Source organism: Bradyrhizobium sp. WSM4872 (assembly GCF_055811715.1).
This window is the reverse complement of the sequence record NZ_JBVVPT010000015.1, coordinates 1-23,258: the sequence shown is the minus strand read 5'-3', so window position 1 is coordinate 23,258 and position 23,258 is coordinate 1. Positions and strand designations below refer to the sequence as shown.

Sequence of the window (23,258 nt, the reverse complement as noted above, 5' to 3'; positions counted from 1 at the left end):
CGCGGCCATCTGCAAACGCCCAAATCCAAAATAATACTTGAAAAGGAAAATATTTCCGTCTGTAATATCGAGGTGGAGCCTATTGGCGCGCGCCGTGCACGCGCGCCTATGAACTCCAATGCCAGGGATTCCAATTCCAGGGATCAAGAAGCCTTTGAGGAGAGCGCCGTGACAGTTGTCCTTCCCACCCCAGCCCAATTGCGCAGTGTCGCTGACCAGTGCGGCCTTTCGCTGACCGACGACGATGTCGCCTCGTTCCGCGGCCTGATGCAGGGCTCGATCGAAGCCTACAATCTCGTCGGCGCGATGCCGGACGAGGTGCCGGAGGTCAAATATCCGCGCACGCCGGGCTATCGGCCCTCGCCGGAAGAGAACCCGCGCAACGCCTGGTATCGCAAGTCGACCGTGAAGGGTGCGGCGAGCGGCAAGCTCAAGGGCAAGACGGTCGCTCTCAAAGACAACATCATGCTCGCCGGCGTCCCCATGATGAACGGCTCGGCGACGCTCGAAGGCTACGTGCCCGATTTCGACGCCACCATCGTCACCCGCATGCTCGATGCCGGCGCCGAGATCGCCGGAAAAGTTCATTGTGAATCCTTCTGCATGTCCGGCGGAAGCCACACCAATGCGGTCGGCGCCGTCCACAATCCGCACAAGATGGGCTATTCGGCCGGCGGCTCGTCGTCAGGCTCAGGCGTCGTCGTCGCACTCGGCGAGGTCGACATGGCGATCGGCGGCGACCAGGGTGGTTCGATCCGCATGCCGTCCTCGTTCTGCGGCACCTACGGCATGAAGCCGACCTGGGGCCTCGTGCCCTACACCGGCATCATGCCAATCGAGGTGTTCGTCGATCACACCGGCCCGATGACGGCGACCGTCGCCGACAACGCCCTGCTGCTCGAAGTGCTGGCCGGCGACGACGGCTACGATCCCCGCATCAAGGCGCCCAAGGTCGAGGATTACACCAAGGCGCTCGGCCAGGGCGTCAAGGGCATGAAGATCGGCATCCTCAAGGAAGGCTTTGAGCAGGCGAATGCCGAAGCCGCCGTGAACGAGAGCGTGCGGGAGGCCGCAAAGCGTTTCAGGGATCTCGGCGCCACGGTCGAGACCGTTTCGATTCCGATGCATCTCATGGGCCCCGCGATCTGGACGCCGATCGGCACCGAGGGCATGACCCAGACCATGATGTATGGCGACGGCTATGGTCTGTCCCGCTCCGACCTCTATTCGACCACGTTGATGGACTTCCATCGCGGCTGGCGCCGGCAGGCGGATTCCCTGTCCGAGACCACAAAGCTGTTCCTGCTGCTCGGCACCTACATCAACAATACTTTTGGTCCCCGTTACTACGGCAAGGCCCTCAACATCTCCCGCCGCCTGACAGCGGCCTACGACAAGGCCTTTGGGGATTACGACCTGCTGCTGCTGCCGACCACGCCCATGAAGGCGACGAAGCTGCCGGAGCCCACGGCCAGCCGCGAGGACTATGTCGCGCGCGCGCTGGAAATGATCTCCAACACCGCGCCGTTCGACATCACCCATCATCCGGCGATGTCGCTGCCCTGCGGCATGGTCGACGGCCTGCCCGTCGGCCTGATGCTGGTCGGCCGCATGTTCGAGGAATCCACCATCTACCGCGCCGCCCACGCCTTCGAGCAGATCGGCGACTGGAAGAAGATGTGAGCGAGGCATTGATGCGGGCCAACGGAACAGGGAAGCGTTTTCGGACGCGTCAAGATAACAAACCGGAGCCCCGTTCCGATTCCATCGGAACGGGAAAGGCTCCGGCGCATGGCTAACGCGTTCGTCGCGGCGTTCGAGATCCTGAGCTTCGGCGCGATCATCGTCCTGATCGTGCTGGGGCTCGGGATCATCGCCAGCATGATGGGCATCTTCAACTTCGCGCAGGGCGAGTTCGTCCTGCTCGGGGCCTACATTACCTATCTCGCCTACGCCAAGGGCCTGCCGATCTGGGCCGGCATGGTCGCCGCGCCCTTCGTCGTCGGCGCGCTCGGCTTCGTGCTGGAGGCGCTGATCATCCGACGCTTCTACGCAGCTCCCATCGTCGCCATGCTCGGCACCTATGCGCTCGGCCTGATCATCCGCGAATCCGTGCGCGGCCTGATCGGCGGCTTCTATCTTACCGTGCCGGAGCCGATCGGCGGCTCGATCGACATCGGCGCCATGCACATCTCGGCCTGGCGCTTCACCATTATCGTCATCACGGCGCTGGTGATGGGCGGCTGCTATCTGCTGCTGGCACGCACCAGCTTCGGCCTGCGCGTGCGCGCCACGCTGGAAAATCCGTCGCTGGCACGCGCCTCCGGAATCTCCACGCCGCTGATCTACGGCGCCACCTTTGCGTTCGGCGCGGCTCTTGCCGGTCTTGCCGGCGCGCTGATCGTCCCCGTGTTCAGCCTGTTCGCCGATCTCGGCCTGCGCTTCCTGATCCAGGGCTTTGTCGCGGTCATGGTCGGCGGCGTCGGCTCCTTCATCGGGCCGGTCGCGGGCGCCGGCCTCATCGGTACGCTCAGTGCCGCGCTGCCCTGGGTGATGGCGCCCGTCGTGGCCGATGTCCTCGTCTTCGTTCTCGCCATCGTTTTCATCAAATTCCGGCCGCAGGGCCTCATCGCTGGAAAAGGGGTTTAGTCACATGTCCGATCGCACTCAGCTCTCCCGCCGCCGCTTCCTCTCGAATTTCGCCTTTGCCTCCGGAGCGGTCGCAACCGGCGTCGGCAGTTGGGTGATCCCGGCGCCCTGGGCCAATGCGGCCGAAGCCCCGATCAAGGTCGGCATCGCCACCGACCTCACCGGACCGATCGCCTACGCCGGCAATGCCGACGCAAACGTCGCCAAGATGGTGATCAAGGAGATCAACGCCGGCGGCGGCCTGCTCGGCCGCCCGCTCGAGCTCTATATCGAGGACACCGCCTCGAACGAATCCGTCGCGGTCGGCAACGTCCGCAAGCTGATCCAGCGCGACAAGGTGGATATGGTGCTCGGCGGCATCACCTCGTCGATGCGCAACGCGATCAAGGACCCGATCGTGGCGCGCGGCAAGACGCTCTACATTTATCCGCAGCTGTACGAAGGCAAGGAGTGCACGCCCTATCTGTTCTGCACCGGGCCGACGCCGGCGCAGCAATGCGACGAGTTCATTCCCTGGCTGATCAAGAACGGCGGCAAGAAGTTCGCGCTGCCGAGCGCCAACTACGTCTGGCCGCACACGCTCAACGTCTACGCCCGCAAGGTGATCGAGGCCAACGGCGGCGAGGTCGTGTTCGAGGAATATTATCCGCTCGACCAGGTCGACTTCTCCTCGACCGTCAACCGCATCATCTCCAACAAGGTCGATGTCGTCTTCAACACCGTCATCCCGCCGGGCGTCGGCCCGTTCTTCAAGCAGCTCTATGAAGCCGGCTTCCTCAAGAATGGCGGACGACTGGCCTGCGTCTACTATGACGAGAACACGCTCAACATCAATCAGGCCGCCGAGATCGAGGGTCTCGCCAGCTGTCTCGATTATTTCAAGGTCCTGACCAAGGAGAACCCGTTCGACGCCAAAATCCAGGCGGCCTACGAGAAGGATTTCCCGGGCAACTTCCTGTTCGCCGCCGGCAGCGCCGCCACGGGCACCTATCGCGGGCTGAAGCTGTGGGAAGCCGCCGTCAAGGAAGCCGGCAAGATCGACCGCGAGTCGGTCGCGGCTACGCTCGACCACGCCAAGATCGCGGAAGGCCCCGGCGGACCTGCCGAGATGGTGCCGGGCAAGCGGCACTGCAAGATGAAGATGTACACGGCGGTCGCCAAGGGCGGGAACTACGAGATCGTCGGACGCAGCGACGGTCTCGTCGATCCCAAGGAATGCTAGGGTCGAATGCCGAAAGCGATGGGCGCAGTGAAGCAGGCAGTCCCCGCCGAGATCGGCGGGGAACAGAACATCGCCATGGTTGAACACGGATCAGCAGGGGTAACTGGTTCCCAGCGAAAAATCCTGCCGATCGTTGAAGGCGTGGTGCTCGTTGCCGCGCTGCTCGCGCCGCTGGTGCTCCAGGATTATCTCACGGTGTTCGCGACGCGCGTGATCATTCTCGCGCTGTTCGCGCTGTCGTTCGACCTGGTGTGGGGCTATGCCGGCATCATGAGCTTCGGCCAGGCGCTGTTTTTCGGTTCGGCCGGCTATGGCGTGGCGCTGCTCGCGCGCGACCTCGACATCACCAACATCTTCCTGGTGCTGCCTGCGGGCACCATCATCGGCCTCACCTTCGCGCTGCTGCTGGGCGGCTTCCTGCTGCTGGGGCGGCATCCCTCCAGCGTGATCTTCGTCTCGCTGGGCACGCTGACCGGATCTTACGCAGCCGACCGGCTGGCGCGTGGCTGGTACTATCTCGGTGGCCAGAACGGCATCCCGTCGATCTCGTCGATGACGCTCGGCAGTTACGAATTCTCGGAAGGGTCGCCGTTCTATTATCTCGTGCTTGGCCTTCTTGTCGTGGTCTATCTCCTCTGCCGTTTTCTGGTGCGCTCGCAGTTCGGTTTGGCGCTCGCCGGATTGCGCGAGAACGAGCAGCGTATCGCCTTCTTCGGCTACAAGGCGCAGCACCTGAAGGCGATCATCTTCGCGATCGGCGGCGCGGTGGCGGGTCTTGCCGGCAGCCTCTATGCCTTCCACGAAGGTTTCGTCTGGCCCAACATGGTCGGCGTCGTCGTCTCGACGCAAGTCGTGCTCTACGTGCTGTTCGGCGGCTCCGGGACGCTGATCGGCGCCGTCATCGGCGCTGTCATCGTCGAGGGCGTCAGCTTCTGGCTCTCGGACAATTACCGCGAGGTCTGGCCGATCATCCTCGGCGTGCTGCTCCTGCTCGTGATCTTGTTCCGGCCGCTCGGCCTGATCAGTTTCGTGCTCGGCGAGCGCGAGCGGGTCGGCAGCTTTGGTGCCAAATCCAGGAAGACCGGGAAGGAGAAGCGCGATGCCGCTCCTTGAAGCCATCGGCGTCAAGAAGATCTTCGGGAAGCTCACCGCGCTCGATGGCGCCACGCTCACTGTCGGCGAGAACGAGTTTCACGGCCTGATCGGCCCGAACGGCTCCGGCAAGAGCACGCTGATGAAGTGCATTGCCGGCGCCGAAATGCCGACGCAGGGCAAAGTGAGTTTCATCAACACCGACATCACCGCGTTCACGCCGACCGAGCGTGCCCGCGCCGGCATGAGCCTGAAATTCCAGATTACATCCGTGCTGCCGACGCTGACGCTCTACGACAACATCCTGCTCGCGCTGCAGGCGCAATCCTCGCTGTTCGACCTCGTGTTCTCGCGCACCCGCGGGCTCCTGCACGATCAGGTCATGACGATGTTGACGCAATTTCGCCTCGCTGATCGCGCTTTCGACGCGGCGGCGGCGCTGTCGCACGGCCAGCAGCAATGGCTGGAGATCGCGATGGCACTGGCCGGAAAGCCGAAACTGCTGCTGTTGGACGAGCCCACCGGCGGCATGAGCCTGGAGGAGCGCCGCGTTACCGGCGAATTGCTGCAGCCGATCAAGAAACATTGCTCGCTGGTCATCGTCGAGCACGACCTCGATTTCATCCGCGACATCTGCGATCGCCTCACCGTGCTCGACCAGGGCAAGGTGCTGGCGTCCGGCACGGTGTCGGAGATCCAGGCCAACAAGGCCGTCCAGGAGATCTATTTGCGCCGTGCCTGAATTTTTGGACATCAAGCATCTCGACGCCGGCTATGGCCGCAGCCAGGTCCTGTTCGACGTCAACCTCGGCATTCCCTGGCGCGGCGGTGTCGCCGTGCTCGGCCGCAACGGCGCCGGCAAGACCACGCTGATGAAGACCATCGTCGGCGAGCTGCCGGCGTGGAAGGGCGAGGTCGCCTTCGACGGCCGCGACATCAGCCGCCGTGCGACCCAGGAGCGGGTGCGCGCCGGCATCGGCTACGTGCCGCAGGAGCATTCGGTGTTCGCGCGCCTGTCGGTGCGCGACAATCTCGCGGTCGGCTCGCTCGCGAGCAGGAAGGCCGACGCGGTCGACCACGTGCTGACCATCTTCCCAAAGCTCGGCCAGCGCCTCGACCAGCCGGCCGGCACGCTGTCCGGCGGCGAGCGCAAGATGCTCGCGATCGGCCGCGCGATGTTGGGCGATCCAAAACTGCTTCTGCTCGACGAGCCGACCGAGGGCGTCTGGATCGGCGTGATCGAGGAAATCACCGAGCGCCTGATCGAACTCGCGAAAACCATCGCCGTCATCATCGTCGAGCAGCACCTCGACCTCGCGCTCCGCGTCGCCGATTACGCCTACGTGCTGGACCGCGGCCGCGTCGCGCTGCAAGGCGAGGCCGGCGAGGTGAGGGGCAATCCGGAGCTGCTGCGCTATCTGGCGCCGTAAGAGCGCGCGTGAAGCGCGTCGCTCTCACACCGAACTCGGCTGTCATGCCCCGTGAAGGCGGGGCATCCAGTACGCCGCAGCTTCTCGATCGATAAGGGGTGCCTCTGGAATACTGGATTCCCCGCATTCGCGGGGAATGACGGCGTCAGGCTGGGATGGATCGAAGAGATTAAGCGGAGCGCCCGCTTACTTCACCGCCCCAAACCGGCTGTCGAACGAGTTCGACTGCACCACCGGCGCGGCTCCCATGATCTGGGTCGCTTCACCCGCGCCATCAGATACCGACGGCTTCAGCGTCGGGCGGGTCGCGGCGAGGCGGGTGTCGGGCTTCGCTGGCTCGGCAGCGGCAACAGCCGGCTTCGGCGCATCCTTCGCTGCATCCTTGGACTTGTCGTGTCCCGGCACGAACCGGGTCACCGCGGCTTTCAGCCGGGACGCTGCGGTCGGCGGCGTCGTGGTCGCGGCCGGGGCAACGGATGCCGTGGCCTGTGGCGGCGGCGTGGTTGCCGTGGCGTCGGCGCTGCCCATGCCCATCTTGCGGCCGAGGCTGGAGAAGAAGCCGGATTTCTCCGCCGGAGCTGCAGTGGCGATGCGGGTGTTGGCGGCGGGCGCGCTGACAGCGACGACCGGCTCCTCCTGCGGCGAGGGCGCGGCTGCATCGAGATTCGGCTTCGGCGGATTGACGTGTCCGGGGATCGTGCCCGGCGCCTTCGCCATCGCCAGCATCTGGAGCGTGGTGCCTTCGGCGCCCTCCGACAGACCAGTCGAGCCTTCCGGAATTTTCGCGGCAAAGATCTTGTTCATGCCGCCGTCGATGCCGGTGTTCATGCGCGCGACGGGCGTGCCGCGCGAGACCAGCTTGTTGTACTCGGCTTGGTCGCGCGCTTCCTTCTCGCGCACGGCGCTGGCGATCTCGTCGGGGATCACATAGGCCGGGCACTTTGCGGACGCGTCGAACACCGGATCACGCTTGGCGTCAGGCGCCTTCGCCGCGTCGAAGACGTATTTCTTCTCGCAGAAATCGACTTTCGGCTCCTGCCGCGTCACCTCGAAATGATCATAGCCTTCCTTGATCATCTTCCAGAACGGCATGTTCGGATTGTTCCGGTGCTTGGCCATGTTCACCGGCGTCATCTTGAACGGATAGGCCTGCAGCTGGAACGCCTTCTGGCCGCCGAAGAAGGATTCGCGCCCGAGCGAATAGATCTCGGCGATCTGCTCGTCCGTCATTGCGTAGCAGCCGCGCGACGAACAATCGCCATGCACCATCAGCTGTGAGCCGCTGCGGCCCAAAGCCTTGTCGAACGCGTTCGGATAGCCCGTGTTGAACGACAGATAATACGCCGACTGCGGATTCATCTGGCCCGGATTGATCGAGTAGAATCCTTCCGGCGCCTGGCGGTCGCCTTCGCGCACCTTCGGCCCGAGGTCGCCCGACCAGCGACAGATCGGATAGGTCTTGAGCAGCGCGAACTGGCCGTTGCGGGTCTGCTTCCAGACCTCGAGCTCGGCCTCCTGCTTGAACAGGCGCACCAGGATCGGCGATTGCAGGTCCATGTCCTTCTCGACCATTGCGGCGAGAAGTTTCGGCGGGACCGGCTGGTTGGCCTTGGCGTTGGTCGCGAGCGAGACCTGGTCGGTATCACAGCCGGCCAGCACGAAGCTGGCGGCAAGCGCCACCGAAACCAGAAACGCGCGAGCAAGCGAACGAGAAATCAAGATGGACCCCACACCGTCCAGGGCATCGCGCGCAAACCCCAATCTTGAAGCATGATCCGACCGGAGACCCGGACCCGTCGCGACGGGCTTTTTCGCAATCACGCTCCAGCGCTTATGCCCTGAAGCCATTGATTAAAATTCTAACCTCTGGGGCATGTGGTCGCAACCCGAACGGGGATCACGAGCCCGTTGGCCCAAAGGCGTGGTCAACGAAGACTTAAACTGGGCCGTAACTTGGGCCTCGCGGCCAAACCGGTACAGAGATCGCTGATTTGGGCAAAAAAAGGGTTAACGCGGGGTTACCGGGGCTCTTCACCTCCCCGCTTGCGGGGAGCGCATCGTCCAACGGGCCCCAAAACCCGGCCGAATCAACCCAGTTTCCGGCCGATATCGAGGAATTTCTGCCGCCGCTGCTTGCGGATGGCGTCGCCGTCCAGACCCCGCAGCTCGTCAAAGGCCTTGGCGATGGCGTCGCCCGTGGTGGCGATCATGGCGGCGGGGTCGCGATGGGCGCCGCCGACCGGCTCCTTCAGGATGCTGTCGATCACGCCGAAGCGGAGCATGTCCTGTGCGGTGATCTTCATGTTGTTGGCGGCTTCCTGCGCCTTGGAGCCGTCGCGCCAGAGGATCGAGGACGCCGCCTCGGGCGAGATCACGCTGTAGATCGCGTGCTCCAGCATCAGCACCTTGTTGGCGGTGGTGATGGCGATGGCGCCGCCCGACATGCCCTCGCCGGTGATGATCGCGACGTTCGGCACGGTCAGCGCCATGCAGGCATCGGTCGAGCGCGCGATTGCCTCGGCTTGTCCCCGCTCTTCCGCGCCGATGCCGGGATAGGCGCCGGCGGAATCGGCGAGCGACAGCACCGGCAGGCCGAACCGCTCGGCCATCTCCATCAGCCGCACGCATTTGCGATAGCCCTCGGGCCGCGCCATGCCGAAATTATGCTTGATGCGGCTCTCGGTGGAATCGCCCTTTTCCTGGCCCATCACGCAGATGGCCTCGCCGCGGAAGCGGCCGAAGCCGGCCACCAGCGCCTCGTCCTCGCCGAACTTGCGGTCGCCGGCGAGCGGGGTGAACTCGGTGATCAGGCCCTTGATGAAGTCGTTGAAATGCGGCCGCTGCGGATGCCGCGCGACCAGCGTCTTCTGCCACGGCGTCAGGTTCAGATAGAGGTCGGCCATCGCCTGCGCCGCCTTGTCCTCGATCCGCCCGATCTCCTCGGCGATGTCGCTGCCGGAGGCCGCAAGCGTCCGCAATTCGTCGAGCTTGGAATCGAGCTCGGCGACGGGCTTTTCGAAATCGAGATAGCTGCGCATCTGGTCTGGCATCAACTCAATATAGGGAGAACGGGGCGAGGCGGCGAAGCGGATTCGATGTCGCGGAAAGAAGTGTAGGTTCGTCAATGAGTTGGCCTGTGTGCTCGCAAGGGGCGCAGGCCAATCATCGTGAGGCCCCGGCTCTTTCTGCGGAGATGTGGCCGAAGTCAAGGCGGTTTCGGGCTGTGGCCTGTAGCCGGGCTACAGTAGCCTCATTTCTCCGCCAGCGGGTGCAGGTCGCGGACCAGGCTCTTCAGCCGCTCCTCGACCACGTGGGTGTAGATCTGGGTCGTGGAGATGTCGGTATGGCCGAGCAGCGTCTGCACGATGCGCAAATCGGCCCCGTTGTGCAGCAGGTGGCTGGCGAAGGCGTGGCGCAGCACGTGGGGGGAGACCAGCCGGGCCTGCAGGCCCGAGGCGACCGCGAGCTCCTTCAAGTCGCGCGCAAAATGCTGCCGCGTCAGATGTCCGCTCTCGCCGAACGAGGGGAACAACCATTTCGAGGCCGCCACGCTGTTCTTCTTGTCTGCCTTGTTGTTGTCCTTTGCCGCCTCCGTCGCCGCGAGATAATCGGCCATCGCCTGGCGCGAGGCCTCGTTGAGCGGCACCAGCCGTTCCTTGTTGCCCTTGCCGCGCACCACGATCATGCGGGCGTCGCGCTTCGCCGCCGTGCGCGGCAGCGCCACCAGCTCGGAGACGCGCAGGCCGGTGGCGTAGAGCACCTCGAGCAGACAATAGAGTCTCAGGGCGCGCAGCCGTTTCGAGGGCGAGGCATCCTCCGCCTCGCTCAATTCCTTGGCGCGGCGGAGCATGCGGTCGACATCGGCGATCGACAGCACCTTCGGCAGGCCGCGGCCGCGCTTGGGGCCTGACAGGATCGCCGCGGGATCGTCGGTTCTAATTCGTTCGTTCAGGAGGAAGCGATAGAGATGCCGCATCGCCGACAGCCGTCGCGCGACGCTGGTGGACTTGAAACCGCGCGTGTCGAGATCGGCGAGATAGTCGCGCAGCGTCTGTGTTTCCGCGTCCGCGAATGCATGGCCGACGCGGCCGAGAAACTCGGAGAAATCGGTGAGGTCGCGGCGATAGGCATCGAGCGTATTGGGGCCGGCGCCCTGTTCCGCCGCGAGCATGTCGAGGAACAGGCCGGTGAGTTTTGTGTCCGAGGGCTTGCTGGCGGAAGATCTGGCACGCATGCCGGCAGCCTAGCTGCTATTTCTTGAGAAACTTATCCGGTGGGATCGTCACCGTCATTTCCCGCGGCTTGGGATTGACGAAGTTCGCCAGCGCGAAGACCACGCCATAGACGATGCCGGCGATCACGGTGACGACCGTCAGGAAGCGGAACAGGCTGGGCATCGGCAGGATCTCGGAGCGGGTCTCGGTCAGGCGGCTTGGCGGGCAAATTAACCAATGAAATCATCCAACACGTTCGCCGTTTCGTGGCAAGAGTCCTCTGGCGAGGGCCCCTGCGGGGTCGTATAGGTGGCCAAAGGATGCCGCCTTTGGCGGCAGATCGAGCGAGACCCATTCGAGCGAGACAAATGCCCGACGCCGCGTTGCCGATCCAAGCCTCGCCCGAGGCCGACATTCTGTCGGCGCTGGGGACGCGCTCGATCGTGCTCGTCGGCATGATGGGGGTGGGCAAATCCACCATCGGCCGCCGCATGGCTCTCCGGCTCAAGCTGCCCTTCGTCGATGCCGACACCGAGATCGAGGCCGCGGCCGGCATGACCATACCGGAAATCTTCGAGCGCCACGGCGAGCCGCATTTCCGCGACGGCGAGGCCCGCGTGATCGCGCGTCTGCTCGACGGCGGCCCCATCGTGCTGGCGACCGGCGGCGGCGCCTTCATGCGCGAGGAGACGCGGGCGCGCATCGCCGCGAAGGCGATCTCGATCTGGCTCAAGGCCGATCACGACGTCATCATGCGCCGCGTGCGCCGGCGCGCCGACCGTCCGCTGCTCCAGACCGCCGATCCCGAAGGAACCGTGACGCGCCTGCTCACCGAGCGCGAGCCGGTTTACGGCCATGCCGACCTCACCATCGCCTCGCGCGACGTGCCGCACGACAAGATCGTCGACGAGACCATCGAGACGCTGCGTGCGCATCTTTGCGGCGAACGGGCGTCCCCGCCACCAGCCGACGTCGCGAGTGCCGCACGATGACCGCGCCCTTGAAACATTCTGATCCCGTCACAGTCGAGGTCGCGCTGGAGAATCGCGCCTATGACATCGTCATCGGCCGCGGCGTGCTGGCTTCGCTCGGCGAACGGGTCGCGCGCCTGCGCCCCGGCGTGCGCACTGCGATCGTGACGGATCGCACCGTCGCGAAATACTGGCTCGAGCCTGCCGAGGCCTCACTGGCCGCCGCGGGCATTCCGACATCGCGCATCGTCGTCGAGGAAGGCGAGATATCCAAGACCTATGCCGGTCTCGAAAAGGTCAGCGAAGCCCTGATCGCCGCGAAGATCGAGCGCAACGATCTCGTCATCGCGCTCGGCGGCGGTGTCGTCGGCGATCTCGCCGGCTTTGCGGCGGCGATCCTGCGCCGCGGCGTCGATTTCGTGCAGGTGCCGACCTCGCTGCTGGCGCAGGTCGATTCCTCCGTCGGCGGCAAGACCGGCATCAACTCGCCGCAGGGCAAGAATCTGCTCGGCGCCTTCCACCAGCCGGTGCTGGTGATCGCCGACACCGCCGTGCTCGACACGCTGTCGCCGCGGCAGTTCCGCGCCGGCTATGCCGAGGTCGCCAAATACGGCGTGCTCGGTGATGAGGCCTTCTTCGCCTGGCTCGAGAAGAATCATTCCGACATCGCCAAAGGCGGTTCGGCGCGCGAGCATGCGATCGCGACCTCCTGCCGCGCCAAGGCCGGCGTGGTCTCGCGCGACGAGTGCGAGACAGGCGAGCGTGCGCTGCTCAATCTCGGCCATACGTTCGGCCATGCGCTGGAAGCCGCGACCGGCTTCTCCGACCGCCTGTTTCACGGCGAGGGCGTTTCGATCGGCATGACGCTGGCGGCGCAGTTTTCCGCGAAGCTAGGCATGATCGGCGAAGCGGATGCGACGCGCGTCGAGCGTCACCTGATTGAGGCCGGCCTGCCGACGCGCTTGCAGGACATCGCGGGCTTTGCGCAGGAGGGGCTTGCCGATGCCGACGCGCTGATGGCGCTGATGGCGCAGGACAAGAAGGTCGTGCGCGGCAAGCTCACCTTCATCCTGCTGGAGGCCGTGGGACGCGCCGTGATCGTGAAGGATGTCGAGCCGGCTCCGGTGCGCGACTTCCTCAAGGACAAGCTCGCGCAAAAGGCGTGACACGCGGTTGAACGGCGCTAAAGCGTTTTCGAGCGAAGTGGGTACCGGTTCGCGTCAAGAAAACGCGTCAAAACAAGAAACCAGAGTGGTTCATGGATTGGCTCGGATTCACCATCGTCATTTTCTGCCTGCTCGTCTCCGGCTTCTTCGCCGCGAGCGAGACCGCGCTGACCGGCGCTTCGCGCGCCAGCATGCTGCGGCTCTCCAAGCAGGGTAATCGCGACGCCGACGTGGTCTCGCAGCTGCTCGACATGCGCGAGCGCCTGATCGGCGCGCTGCTGCTCGGCAACAACATCGCCAATATCAGTGCATCCGCCCTGGCCACCAGCATCTTCACGGCCTGGTTCGGCGATGTCGGCGTGCTCTATGCCACCGGCCTGATGACCGCACTGGTCGTGATTTTCGCCGAGGTGCTGCCCAAGACCATCGCGATCAACGCGCCCGACCGCATGGCGCTGGCGGTCGCGCGCCCGATGCGGCTGACGATGTACGTGCTGGGGCCGCTGCTGCGGATCGTGGAAGTCATCGTGCGGCTGTTGATGCGCCTGTTCGGCCTTGCCGGCGAGCACCAGGCGATCCTGTCGCCGACCGAGCGCCTGCGCGGTGCGGTCGACCTGCTGCACCACGAAGGCAAGTTCGAGAAGCACGACCGCGACATGCTCGGCGGGCTGCTCGACCTGCGCGAGCTCCAGGTCTCCGACGTCATGATCCATCGCACCGAGATGACGATGATCAACGCCGACCTGCCGCCGGAGGATCTGGTGCGCGAGGTGCTGGCGGCCGAATACACCCGCATACCGTTGTGGCGCGAGAAGCCGGAAAACATCATCGGCGTGCTCCACGCCAAGGATTTGCTGCGCGCGATCCGCGCGGCCGACGGCGAGACCTCGCGCATCGACGTCTCCACGATCGCGCTGCCGCCCTGGTTCGTGCCGGAGATGCGGCCCGTCTCCGAGCAGCTCAAGGCGTTCCGCCGCCGCAAGACCCATTTCGCCCTGGTCGTCGACGAGTATGGCGAAGTTGAAGGTCTCGTGACGCTGGAAGACATTCTGGAAGAGATCGTTGGCGACATCTCCGACGAGCATGATGTCGTGGTCGCGGGCGTGCGCGCCCAGCCGGACGGCTCGGTCGTCGTCGACGGCTCGGTGCCGATCCGCGATCTCAACCGCGCCATGGACTGGCACCTGCCCGACGAAGAGGCAACGACGGTCGCCGGCCTCGTCATTCACGAGGCGCGCTCGATTCCCGACCGCGGCCAGAGTTTCACCTTTCACGGCTTCCGCTTCCGCGTCCTCCGCCGCGAACGCAACCGCATCACCGCACTCCGTATTTCACCGGTGCCGCGCGAGACGGAAATGGAGGAAGCCAAGCGGCGGCGGGCGGGGACGTCGTTTTGACGCGGTAGCTTTGGCTCTGAAGCTTCCACATCGTCATGGCCGGGCTTGACCCGGCCATCCACGTCTCACTGGCCGCACCAAGAACGTGGATGCCCGGGACATAGGCGAGCGGCAGCGACGCCGTCCTTCGTACGGCTATGCCCGGGCATGACGACCATTTCGATGACGCACGAGGCCTCCAGCCGAGAGTGAAGAAGCCTCAGCCTTCCCCCGGCGCTTGCGCGTGGATCGCCAGCGCGTGCACGCTGCCTGCGAGTTCCGCGGCCAGCGCCGAATTTATCATGCGGTGGCGATCGACCCGGCTCTTCCCTTTGAAGCCCTGAGACACGATATAAACGCGGAAGTGCGTCTCGCCGCTCGGCCGATGGCCGGCGTGGCCCTCATGCAAATGTGACTCGTCGACGACTTGCAGGCTTTCCGGCGTGAAAGCTTCCTGCAACTTGTTGCTGATAGTGTCTCTCATAGCCATGGGTGTGCCATTAAGGTGCGCGACCGCACTCCGTCAATTCCGTAGGTCGCCTTTGGCGGCCGTTCTTGAGAACGCCGAGGCGAAGCTTCGGGTATGTGTTTTCAGCTAATTGCAATGTCAAGACTTGAAGGTTTTTGCATTGCGTAGTCAAAGTCAGCCATGCCGATCGATTCATCAAAGTTCTTCGACTCCATCCGGGTCAAGCCGAAAGGCAAGCAGCCGGACGTGAAGCCGCGCGACGCCGTGGTCAATTGCGAATGGACCGGGTGCCAGAACAAGGGCGCCCATCGTGCGCCCAAGGGTCGCGACAACCAGCGTGAGTACTGGCACTTCTGCCTGAACCATGTGCGCGAGTACAACCAGAACTACAATTTCTTCTCCGGCATGAATGCCGACGCTGTCGCGCGCTATCAAAAAGATGCGCTGACCGGTCATCGTCCGACCTGGAAGATGGGCGCCAATGGCGGCGTCAAGAAAGGCGCGGAGGCCGAGATCGACGGCGCCTTCGATCCGTTCAGCATGTTCCAGGAGCTCAACGGCCGCACCGGCTGGCGCGCCGGCCCGCAGGCCGCGCCCAAGGCCGAGACGCGCAAGATCATGAATGCCGAGCGCAAGGCGCTCCAGGTGATGGGCCTCGGCCCCGAGTCCACGCTGGCCGACGTCAAGTCCAAGTACAAGGCGCTGGTGAAGCAGCACCACCCCGACGCCAACGGCGGCGACCGCTCCACCGAGGATCGCCTGATCGAAATCATCAAGGCGTATAATTATCTGAAAACCGTGGTGCGCGAGGCCTGAGGCCTCTCCCCGCGCCGCAGCATGGTATGGTGGGCAAAGCGAAGCGTGCCCACCACTTCTGTTGCGGTGTTGGATCGATGGTGGGCACGGCGCAAGTGCGCCTTTGGCTACCCTACGATTCCCGGCTCGCGGAGATATCCGCGGTCCCTCACATCTTCGGCATCGCCCCCACATATGACGAACTCGGCCGGATCAGCCGTCCGGTCCGCTGCTGCTCGCGCGCATGCGCCGTCCAACCGGCGGCGCGCGCCACCGCGAAGATCGGCGTGAAGGCCTGCCTCGGGATCGCCAGCGCATCGAGCAGGATCGCGGTGAAGAACTCCACATTGGTCTCCAGCGGCCGGTCCGGATTCTTCTTGCGCAGTGCGCTGCGGATATAGGCTTCGACCTCGCCGGCAAAGGGCAGGTCGGCGCCGTCCGAGGCCAGCGCCTCGATCGCGGTCTTGAGCACGTCGGCGCGCGGATCGCGCACGCGATAGACGCGGTGGCCAAAACCCATCATCCGCTCGCCGCGAGCGAGTGCCGCGTCCACCCAGGGCTGGATGCGCTCGCGCGAGCCGATCGCGTCGAGCATTTCCAGCACCGGCTCCGGCGCGCCGCCATGCAGCGGACCCGTCAGCGCGCAATAGCCGGCGGTGACGGCGGCAAACAGATCAGCCTGCGTCGAGGCCACCACGCGCGCGGTGAAGGTCGAGGCGTTCATGCCGTGGTCGCTGGCGGTGACGAGATAGGCGTCCAGCGCCGTGACCTCGCGGGGTTCAGGCGCCCGCCCGTGCAGCATGCGAAGCGTATCGGCAGCATGGCTCACGTTCGGATCGGGCGCCACGGGATCGAGACCCCTGGCGCGGCGGACGAGCGCGCCCGCAATCACCGGGAATGCGCCGACGATCGTCGCCTCATGGGCGAGGCCGTGCTCGGCGCGAAGTCCGGCGACCGCCGCGCGAAACCCGTCGACGACGCCCATGCCGCGCGTCGCCGGCAGCAACTCATCCAGCCGGGCGAAGGCGCGCTCGCGTGCCGCGCCGAGGCTCGCGCGCACATTGGCTTCGCTCAGCGTGGTTATGCTGGCGCCGTTCCAGAGCCTGGCGGTGACGCCCTCAAAGCTCGACTGCCTGGCGAGGGTGCCTACATGCTCGCCGGCGATGATCAACTCGCCGCGCTCGCCGTCGACATGGCTCAGCACGGTTTCGGCCGCGGGAACGCCGTCCAGCCCGATCTGGCTCTTGGTGAGGTGGATGTTCATGGCCCAAATCTCCTTTGTACCAGTCAAAGGTCAGGCCTCTCGACAGATTGATCAATCTTGATTATATAAATCAATATGAATAATTCCGAGGAGCTCTACCTGTCGGCCAGGGAAGCTGCCGCCGAGCTCGCGATCTCGCCGGCCACGCTCTACGCCTATGTCAGCCGCGGCCTGGTCCGCTCCGAGCCGACGCCGGACTCGCGCAAGAACCGCTATCGCGCCGAGGACGTCCGGGCGCTGAAGGAGCGCCGGGTGCCGTCGCCGGAGCCGCGCGGCCTGCGCAGCTTCGATGCCGATCTGCCGGTCATGGACACCGAGATCTCCACCATCACCGAGGACGGCGCGATCTATCGCGGCGTCAATTGCGTCGATCTCGCCGAAAACGACACGCTGGAGCACACGGCGACGCTTCTGTGGGACGTCTCCGGCGTCGATCCCTTTGCGCCGGATAATCAGCCCGCGGTGTCCGATGAGATGCGCCTGATCGCGCAGGCGGCACGCCGCGCCGCGCCGATCGATCGCGCCATTGCCGTGCTGGCGCTCGCATCGAGCGCCGATCCCCGCGCCTTCACCCGCGCGCATGATGGACGCGCGATGGTCGGTGCGCGCATCGTCCGACTCCTGGTCGCGACCATGCTCAATACGGAGCCGTCCGCCGAGCCACTGCACCAGCAGATCGCGAGGGCCTGGGCGCCCGACAACAAGCACGCGGCCGATCTCATACGCCGCGCGCTGGTTCTGCTCGCCGAGCATGAATTGAACGCGTCCACCTTCACCGCGCGTTGCGCAGCCTCGACCGGCCTCAATCTTTATGACTCCGTCATCGCCGGCCTCGCCGCGCTGAAGGGACCGAAGCACGGCGGCGCCGGCGTGCTCGCCTCGCAGCTCGTCAAGGCGCTGGTGGATCGTGACGTCGAGCCAATGGTCCGCGAACGCGTCGCGCTCGGCGAACGCTTTGCGGGCTTCGGTCACGGTGTCTACAAGCGGGGCGATCGGCGCGCGCAGTCGCTCCTGAATTCCCTGGCCCGCACCGGCGCACCGCGCAAATTCACCAAGGAGGTGCCCGAGCGCATCGCGGAGGCGACCGGCGAGCTCGTCAACATCGACTACGCGCTCGCGGTGCTCGTACACGCGCTGCGCCTGCCCGCAGGCAGCGAGCTCGCCCTGTTCGCCATGGCCCGCAGCGTCGGCTGGATCGCTCATGCGAGCGAGCAATTACAGTTCGGCAAGCTGATCAGGCCAAGGGCGCGTTATGTTGGGCCTGCACCGGGGCGAAGGGCAGGGGGCGCGGACTCCAAGGGATAATCAAAAACCCTCATGGTGAGGAGCGCGGAACGCGCGTCTCGAACCATGCAGGCCCGGCTTTCGCCCACGGCCATCCTTCGAGACGCCCGCCGTTGGCGGGCCCTCCGGATGAGGAGGGTGGGCTTGGATACGGTCAATCACCCCCGCGGCTTCGCCACCGCCACATCGCCACCGTTTCGGCGGCGATAGATCCAGACCGCCAGGCCCAGAACGATCGCGCCGCCGATCACGGTCAGGATCCAGATGTGCTTGCCGACATGTCCATGGTGATGCAGCCCGGCATATTCGTGCAGGGCCGACACCGCCAGCACGCCCGGCAGCACATGCGCCGGCGCCCAGACCAGGATCGCCGGGATGTTGATGGCGTAGAAGCGGGCCGGGGGCATGCCGAGCGCACCCGCGGTGACCGGGACGAAGGCCCGGATCGGCGGCACGAAGCGGGCGAAGAACACCGCCCAGGTGCCGAAGCGGTGGAAGAAAGTCTCGCTCTGCTCGACCACCCGCGGATAATTGGTCAGCGGCCAGGTGTTGAGGATCTCCCGTTGCTGCCGGTGCCCGATCCAGTACGCCGAACCATCGCCGAGCACTGCGCCCAGCGCTGCCGCCAGCAACACCCATTGCAGCCGAAGCTCGCCGCCTGGGACCAGGGCGCTCAGCGCCAGGATGATGGTCGAGCCCGGGATGACGGACCCCACCACTGGAACCGCCTCCAGCAGGGCCGCCAGGAACAGGGTCAGATAGGCCAGCCACGCGTGGGCCGAGACGAATGAAATGAGGGGATCGAGAAAGGACGTCACATCGTCTCTGTGGTGGGATTGGGCCTAGGAGATTGGCCTCGGGGTTCGGACCCTACATAAGTAACGAGCGGCGGCAAAAGTGCCAGCCGCGTAGGCAGGACCGTGCCTCCGCACGAAATTCAGGCGTGATTCGCAGGGCAGCCTTCCAAAAATCGCGTTCCTTGCCTATCTAAATGAAAAGACAACGGAACTTTGATTGGGGGGCGGGCTTCTGCCCGCACGTTGTCTCTGATAGGTTCGCAACAGCACCCAGCCGCAGCCAACGTGCAATAACTGGTCTCGGGATCGCCCGGGACCTCGGAGGATTGATGACGACCGCCGCGATGTCCAAAGTTGAGGAAGTTTCCGGTTTGCCCGACATGAAGGTGTCGGTGCGCCAGGTGTTCGGGATCGACAGCGATCTCGAAGTCCCCGCTTATTCCGAAGTCGATCCTCACGTCCCCGAAGTCGATTCCGATTACCGTTTCGATCGCGCCACCACGCTCGCCATTCTCGCGGGCTTCGCCCACAACCGCCGCGTCATGGTCACGGGTTATCACGGCACCGGCAAGTCCACCCATATCGAGCAGGTCGCCGCGCGACTGAACTGGCCCTGCGTGCGCGTCAACCTCGACAGCCACATCAGCCGTATCGACCTCGTCGGCAAGGACTCGATCGTGGTCCGCGACGGCAAGCAGGTCACCGAATTCCGCGACGGCATCCTGCCCTGGGCGCTCCAGCATAACGTCGCGCTGGTGTTCGACGAATACGACGCCGGCCGTCCGGACGTGATGTTCGTGATCCAGCGCGTGCTGGAAGTCTCCGGCCGGTTGACGCTGCTCGACCAGAACAAGGTGATCAAGCCGCATCCCGCATTCCGCATGTTCTCGACCGCCAACACCGTCGGCCTCGGCGACACCTCGGGCCTCTATCACGGCACCCAGCAGATCAACCAGGGCCAGATGGACCGCTGGTCGATCGTGACCACGCTGAACTACCTCAGCCATGACGAGGAAGTGGAGATCGTGCTGGCCAAGGCCAAGCACTATCGCACCACGGAGGGCCGCGACATCGTCAACAAGATGGTTCGCCTCGCCGACCTCACCCGTAACGCCTTCGCCAATGGCGATCTGTCGACGGTGATGAGCCCGCGCACCGTGATCACCTGGGCGGAAAACGCCGACATCTTCGGCGACATCGGATTTGCGTTCCGGGTCACCTTCCTCAACAAGTGCGACGAGCTGGAACGGCCCCTCGTCGCAGAGTTCTACCAGCGCTGCTTCAACGCGGAGCTGCCGGAATCGGCGGTGAACGTGGCGCTCAGCTGATTTCTCGCGATATGTCGTCCCGGCGAACGCCGGGACCCATACCGCGTGATGTCTCGAGTGAAGCGACGCTGCTAATTTCTCCTGACGCAATGATCGCCGGTGGTTATGGGTCCCGGCCTTCGCCGGGACGACGGGTAAGGGCGAGATGAGCACCACCTCCAACTCCAAATTCCGCAACACCAAGGAAGCGCCGACCGAGCCGTTCAAGCGCTCGGTGGCCTCCTGCCTGAAGGCGATCGCCAAGGCCCCCGAGCTCGACGTCAGCTTCGCCGCCGAGCGTCCAGGGCTCGCGCCGGGCAAGGCGCGGCTGCCCGAGCCAGCGCGAAAGATGACCAGGCGGGATGCCGCGATCGTGCGCGGCCACGCCGATTCCATCGCACTCAAGCTCGCCTGTCATGATCCAAAGGTGCATCGCAAGCTGATGCCGGGCAATCCGCAGGCGCGCGGCGTGTTCGAGGCGGTGGAGCAGGCCCGTGTCGAGGCGATCGGCGCGCGGCGCATGGCGGGCGTTGCGAAAAACCTCACCGCGATGCTTGACGACCATTTCCATCGCGGCAAGTTCGACGAGATCACCGATCGCGCCGACGCGCCGCTCGCCGACGCGCTGGCGATGCTCGTGCGCGAACGCCTGACCGGCATGGCGCCGCCCACGGCCGCCAAGAAGATGGTCGATCTCTGGCGTCCTATTCTCGAAGACAAGATCGGCAGGCGGCTCGACCGGCTCGATACCGTGGTCGAGGACCAGACCAGGTTCGGCGATGCCGTGCATGATCTGCTGACGGCGCTCGAAATCGGCGACGAGCGCAGCGCCGACAGCGAAGACAATGACGAGAACGACGAGAACCAGGACGGCGACAACGATCAGTCCGGCGCCGAGGGTTCGCCCGATTCCGACGCCGCGCAGGAGATGAGCGCCGATCAGGCCCAGGCGTCGAGCGAGGAGATGAGCGAGAGCGCGATGGAAAGCGCGCAGGCCTCGACCTCCGACACCTTCGACGACGGCGAGCTCGGCGACGACGAGACGCCGGGCGAGGCGACGCGGCCGAATTCGCACGGCAAGAACGAGCCGCGGGGGCCGGAATATCATGCCTTCGCGCCGAAGTTCGACGAGATCATTGCCGCCGAGGACCTCTGCGACCATGACGAGCTGGAGCGCCTGCGCGCCTATCTCGACAAGCAGCTCGCGCATCTGCAGGGCATCGTCGCCCGTCTCGCCAACCGCCTCCAGAGGCGCTTGATGGCGCAGCAGAACCGCGCCTGGGAGTTCGATCTCGAAGAAGGCATCCTGGACCCCGCGCGGCTGTCGCGCGTGGTGACCGATCCCTATCACCCGCTGTCCTTCATGCACGAGAAGGAGGCGACGTTCCGCGACACCGTGGTGACGTTGCTGCTCGACAATTCCGGCTCGATGCGCGGCAGGCCGATCACGGTCGCGGCGACCTGCGCCGACATTCTCGCCCGCACGCTGGAGCGTTGCGGCGTCAAGGTCGAGATTCTCGGCTTCACGACGCGCGCCTGGAAGGGTGGGCAATCGCGCGAGGCGTGGCTTGCCGCCGGCAAGCCGGCCAGTCCGGGCCGCCTCAACGATCTCCGCCACATCATCTACAAATCGGCGGACGCCCCGTGGCGTCGTGCGCGGAAGAATCTCGGCCTGATGATGCGCGAGGGGCTGCTGAAGGAGAACATCGACGGCGAGGCGCTCGACTGGGCGCACAAGCGCCTGCTCGGCCGGCCCGAGCAGCGCAAGATCCTGATGATGATCTCGGACGGCGCGCCGGTCGACGATTCCACGCTGTCGGTCAATCCCGGCAACTATCTCGAGCGGCACCTGCGCCACATCATCGAGGAGATCGAGACCCGCTCGCCGGTCGAGCTGATCGCGATCGGCATCGGCCATGACGTGACGCGCTATTATCGCCGCGCCGTGACGATCGTGGATGCCGAAGAGCTCGGCGGCGCGATCACCGAAAAACTCGCCGAACTCTTCAGCGAGACCAACACCGCGCCGACGCAGCCGGCCGGTCGCCCGCGACGCAAACTGCATTCGTGAGCAAATATCGATCCCGCCGCAGCTTTATCGGCCACGCGGCGGCGGGATTTTCCACTCTCGCACTGTCTCGGCTGGCGCAGGCACAGCCCGCGCCGAAGCCGGCGCTGATCGAGCACGCCGTCGCCGCGCCCGTTGGCATCGAGGTCAACGCGCGGCCGATTCCCAATTTCGAGCCGCGCGACCGCGTGCGCACGCGCTTCGGTTCGCTGGACTATCGCGGCGGCCTGGTGCTGACCTCGCCGCATCGCGGCTTCGGCGGGCTGTCCGGCTTCCGCTTCCTCGACAGCAAAGGCGAGCGCTTCCTCGCGATCTCCGACCAGGGCACCTGGTTCACCGGTCGCATCCACTATTCCGGGCGGAGCATGACCGGTCTCGACGACGTCGAGGCCGCGCCGGTGCTCAATGCGGAGGGGCGGCCGATCACGGAGAAGCGGCTGTGGTACGACACCGAGTCGCTCGCGCGCGACGGCGACCTCGTCTATGTCGGGCTCGAGCGCGTCAACCAGATCATGCGGTTCGATTTTTCGAAGGGCGGCACGCGCGCCCGCGGCGAGGTGCTGCCGACGCCGCAGGCCGTGCGCAAACTGCCCTATAACAAGGGGCTCGAGGCGTTGGTGTTTGTCCCCAAGGACATATCAAAGGGGCAGCCGCTCGCGGGGACCTTGATCGCGCTGTCGGAGGGCGGCTTCGATGCCGACGGCAATCTGATCGGATTTTTGCTCGGCGGCCCCACGCCCGGCCAGTTCAGCATTCGCCGCACCGACCAGCAGCTCATCAGCGACGCCGTGCTGCTGCCCTCGGGCGACCTCCTGATCCTCGAACGCAAATTCTCCTGGTTCACCGGCGTCGACATCCGCATCCGCGCAATTCCCCTGAAATCGATCGCGCCGGGCGCATTGGTCGACGGCCCCGTGCTGTTCAAGGCCGATCTCGGCCACGAGATCGACAACATGGAAGGCATCGACGCCCATTTCACCGCCGATGGCGAGACCGTGCTGACGCTGGTGTCGGACGACAATTTCTCGATGCTCCAGCGCACGCTGCTGCTGCAGTTCGCGCTGGTGGAGTAGCCGCAATGCATCCCCCGCGAGCCGCCATTCCCGCCGCGCGGCTGGCAATCGGCGCATCGCTCACTACACTCTCTCCAACTC

Annotated in this window: 21 protein-coding genes; 14 read left to right on the top strand and 7 right to left on the bottom strand. The window is 65.1% G+C overall.

Annotation, left to right across the window (positions count from 1 at the left end; translation table 11 throughout):
- Positions 1 to 168: 168 nt before the first annotated feature.
- The 6 genes from AC0L3C_RS20505 to AC0L3C_RS20480 all read left to right on the top strand — a co-directional run bounded on the left by AC0L3C_RS20505 (position 169) and on the right by AC0L3C_RS20480 (position 6,393).
- The gene (locus AC0L3C_RS20505; protein WP_473408828.1) at positions 169 to 1,683 is read left to right on the top strand and encodes an amidase; all 1,515 of its coding nucleotides are present in this window, start codon (positions 169 to 171) and stop codon (positions 1,681 to 1,683) included.
- 108 nt (positions 1,684 to 1,791) lie between these two features.
- Entirely contained in the window at positions 1,792 to 2,649 is an 858-nt protein-coding gene (locus tag AC0L3C_RS20500; protein ID WP_275172720.1) for a branched-chain amino acid ABC transporter permease, read from the top strand.
- A 4-nt stretch (positions 2,650 to 2,653) separates the two neighbouring features.
- A complete protein-coding gene (locus tag AC0L3C_RS20495) occupies positions 2,654 to 3,871 on the top strand; it encodes a substrate-binding protein (protein ID WP_007599205.1) in 1,218 nt (405 codons plus the stop codon).
- A gap of 6 nt (positions 3,872 to 3,877) precedes the next feature.
- A complete protein-coding gene (locus AC0L3C_RS20490; RefSeq protein ID WP_473408827.1) occupies positions 3,878 to 4,984 on the top strand; it encodes a branched-chain amino acid ABC transporter permease in 1,107 nt (368 codons plus the stop codon).
- Positions 4,971 to 5,705, top strand: coding sequence for an ABC transporter ATP-binding protein (locus AC0L3C_RS20485; protein WP_473408826.1), 735 nt, complete (start codon positions 4,971 to 4,973; stop codon positions 5,703 to 5,705). The genes AC0L3C_RS20490 and AC0L3C_RS20485 overlap by 14 nt, the downstream gene beginning before the upstream one ends.
- Positions 5,698 to 6,393: a branched-chain amino acid ABC transporter ATP-binding protein gene (locus AC0L3C_RS20480; protein ID WP_007599215.1), complete on the top strand. Its 696-nt coding sequence runs from the start codon at positions 5,698 to 5,700 to the stop codon at positions 6,391 to 6,393. Before AC0L3C_RS20485 ends, AC0L3C_RS20480 begins: the two co-directional genes overlap by 8 nt.
- Before the next feature lie 186 nt (positions 6,394 to 6,579).
- Here AC0L3C_RS20480 and AC0L3C_RS20475 read toward each other — a convergent pair whose 3' ends face one another.
- The 4 genes from AC0L3C_RS20475 to AC0L3C_RS20460 form a co-directional block, all read right to left on the bottom strand.
- On the bottom strand, positions 6,580 to 8,112 hold the full coding sequence (locus AC0L3C_RS20475) for a L,D-transpeptidase family protein (protein ID WP_473408825.1): 1,533 nt from the start codon (positions 8,110 to 8,112) through the stop codon (positions 6,580 to 6,582).
- 368 nt (positions 8,113 to 8,480) lie between these two features.
- On the bottom strand, positions 8,481 to 9,443 hold the full coding sequence (locus AC0L3C_RS20470) for an acetyl-CoA carboxylase carboxyltransferase subunit alpha (protein WP_473408824.1): 963 nt from the start codon (positions 9,441 to 9,443) through the stop codon (positions 8,481 to 8,483).
- Positions 9,444 to 9,643: 200 nt separating this feature from the next.
- Positions 9,644 to 10,627 (bottom strand): site-specific tyrosine recombinase XerD, encoded by a 984-nt coding sequence (xerD, locus tag AC0L3C_RS20465; protein ID WP_473408823.1) that lies wholly within the window; start codon positions 10,625 to 10,627, stop codon positions 9,644 to 9,646.
- Between the two features lie 16 nt (positions 10,628 to 10,643).
- Positions 10,644 to 10,790 (bottom strand): histidine kinase, encoded by a 147-nt coding sequence (locus tag AC0L3C_RS20460; RefSeq protein WP_473408822.1) that lies wholly within the window; start codon positions 10,788 to 10,790, stop codon positions 10,644 to 10,646.
- Positions 10,791 to 10,975: 185 nt separating this feature from the next.
- Here AC0L3C_RS20460 and AC0L3C_RS20455 point away from each other — a divergent pair, with 185 nt between their 5' ends.
- The 3 genes from AC0L3C_RS20455 (at position 10,976) to AC0L3C_RS20445 (ending at position 14,141) form a co-directional block, all read left to right on the top strand.
- The gene (locus AC0L3C_RS20455; RefSeq protein WP_473408821.1) at positions 10,976 to 11,599 is read left to right on the top strand and encodes a shikimate kinase; all 624 of its coding nucleotides are present in this window, start codon (positions 10,976 to 10,978) and stop codon (positions 11,597 to 11,599) included.
- The gene (gene aroB / locus AC0L3C_RS20450; protein WP_473408820.1) at positions 11,596 to 12,744 is read left to right on the top strand and encodes a 3-dehydroquinate synthase; all 1,149 of its coding nucleotides are present in this window, start codon (positions 11,596 to 11,598) and stop codon (positions 12,742 to 12,744) included. Before AC0L3C_RS20455 ends, aroB begins: the two co-directional genes overlap by 4 nt.
- A gap of 92 nt (positions 12,745 to 12,836) precedes the next feature.
- Positions 12,837 to 14,141 (top strand): HlyC/CorC family transporter, encoded by a 1,305-nt coding sequence (locus AC0L3C_RS20445; protein WP_473408819.1) that lies wholly within the window; start codon positions 12,837 to 12,839, stop codon positions 14,139 to 14,141.
- 199 nt (positions 14,142 to 14,340) lie between these two features.
- Here the strand turns inward: AC0L3C_RS20445 and AC0L3C_RS20440 are convergent, their stop codons facing one another.
- A complete protein-coding gene (locus tag AC0L3C_RS20440; protein ID WP_473264252.1) occupies positions 14,341 to 14,610 on the bottom strand; it encodes a BolA family protein in 270 nt (89 codons plus the stop codon).
- A gap of 159 nt (positions 14,611 to 14,769) precedes the next feature.
- Between AC0L3C_RS20440 and AC0L3C_RS20435 the strand changes: the two genes are divergently transcribed.
- Positions 14,770 to 15,405: a J domain-containing protein gene (locus AC0L3C_RS20435; RefSeq protein WP_473264253.1), complete on the top strand. Its 636-nt coding sequence runs from the start codon at positions 14,770 to 14,772 to the stop codon at positions 15,403 to 15,405.
- Positions 15,406 to 15,553: 148 nt separating this feature from the next.
- On the opposite strand, the gene AC0L3C_RS20430 is transcribed toward AC0L3C_RS20435, so the two are convergent.
- Positions 15,554 to 16,648, bottom strand: coding sequence for a citrate synthase/methylcitrate synthase (locus AC0L3C_RS20430; RefSeq protein WP_473408818.1), 1,095 nt, complete (start codon positions 16,646 to 16,648; stop codon positions 15,554 to 15,556).
- Positions 16,649 to 16,723: 75 nt separating this feature from the next.
- On the opposite strand from AC0L3C_RS20430, the gene AC0L3C_RS20425 reads away from it, so the two are divergent.
- Complete coding sequence (locus tag AC0L3C_RS20425; RefSeq protein WP_473279714.1) at positions 16,724 to 17,953, top strand: citrate/2-methylcitrate synthase; 1,230 nt, start codon at positions 16,724 to 16,726, stop codon at positions 17,951 to 17,953.
- Between the two features lie 137 nt (positions 17,954 to 18,090).
- Here the strand turns inward: AC0L3C_RS20425 and AC0L3C_RS20420 are convergent, their stop codons facing one another.
- Positions 18,091 to 18,750: a DedA family protein gene (locus tag AC0L3C_RS20420; protein ID WP_473279712.1), complete on the bottom strand. Its 660-nt coding sequence runs from the start codon at positions 18,748 to 18,750 to the stop codon at positions 18,091 to 18,093.
- Positions 18,751 to 19,058: 308 nt separating this feature from the next.
- Between AC0L3C_RS20420 and cobS the strand changes: the two genes are divergently transcribed.
- The 3 genes from cobS (at position 19,059) to AC0L3C_RS20405 (ending at position 23,177) form a co-directional block, all read left to right on the top strand.
- Entirely contained in the window at positions 19,059 to 20,057 is a 999-nt protein-coding gene (gene cobS / locus AC0L3C_RS20415) for a cobaltochelatase subunit CobS (protein ID WP_275172738.1), read from the top strand.
- Between the two features lie 145 nt (positions 20,058 to 20,202).
- Complete coding sequence (cobT, locus tag AC0L3C_RS20410) at positions 20,203 to 22,107, top strand: cobaltochelatase subunit CobT (protein ID WP_473264257.1); 1,905 nt, start codon at positions 20,203 to 20,205, stop codon at positions 22,105 to 22,107.
- Positions 22,104 to 23,177, top strand: a complete 1,074-nt coding sequence (locus AC0L3C_RS20405) for an esterase-like activity of phytase family protein (protein ID WP_473408817.1) — start codon at positions 22,104 to 22,106, stop codon at positions 23,175 to 23,177. The genes cobT and AC0L3C_RS20405 overlap by 4 nt, the downstream gene beginning before the upstream one ends.
- Positions 23,178 to 23,258 lie beyond the last annotated feature (81 nt).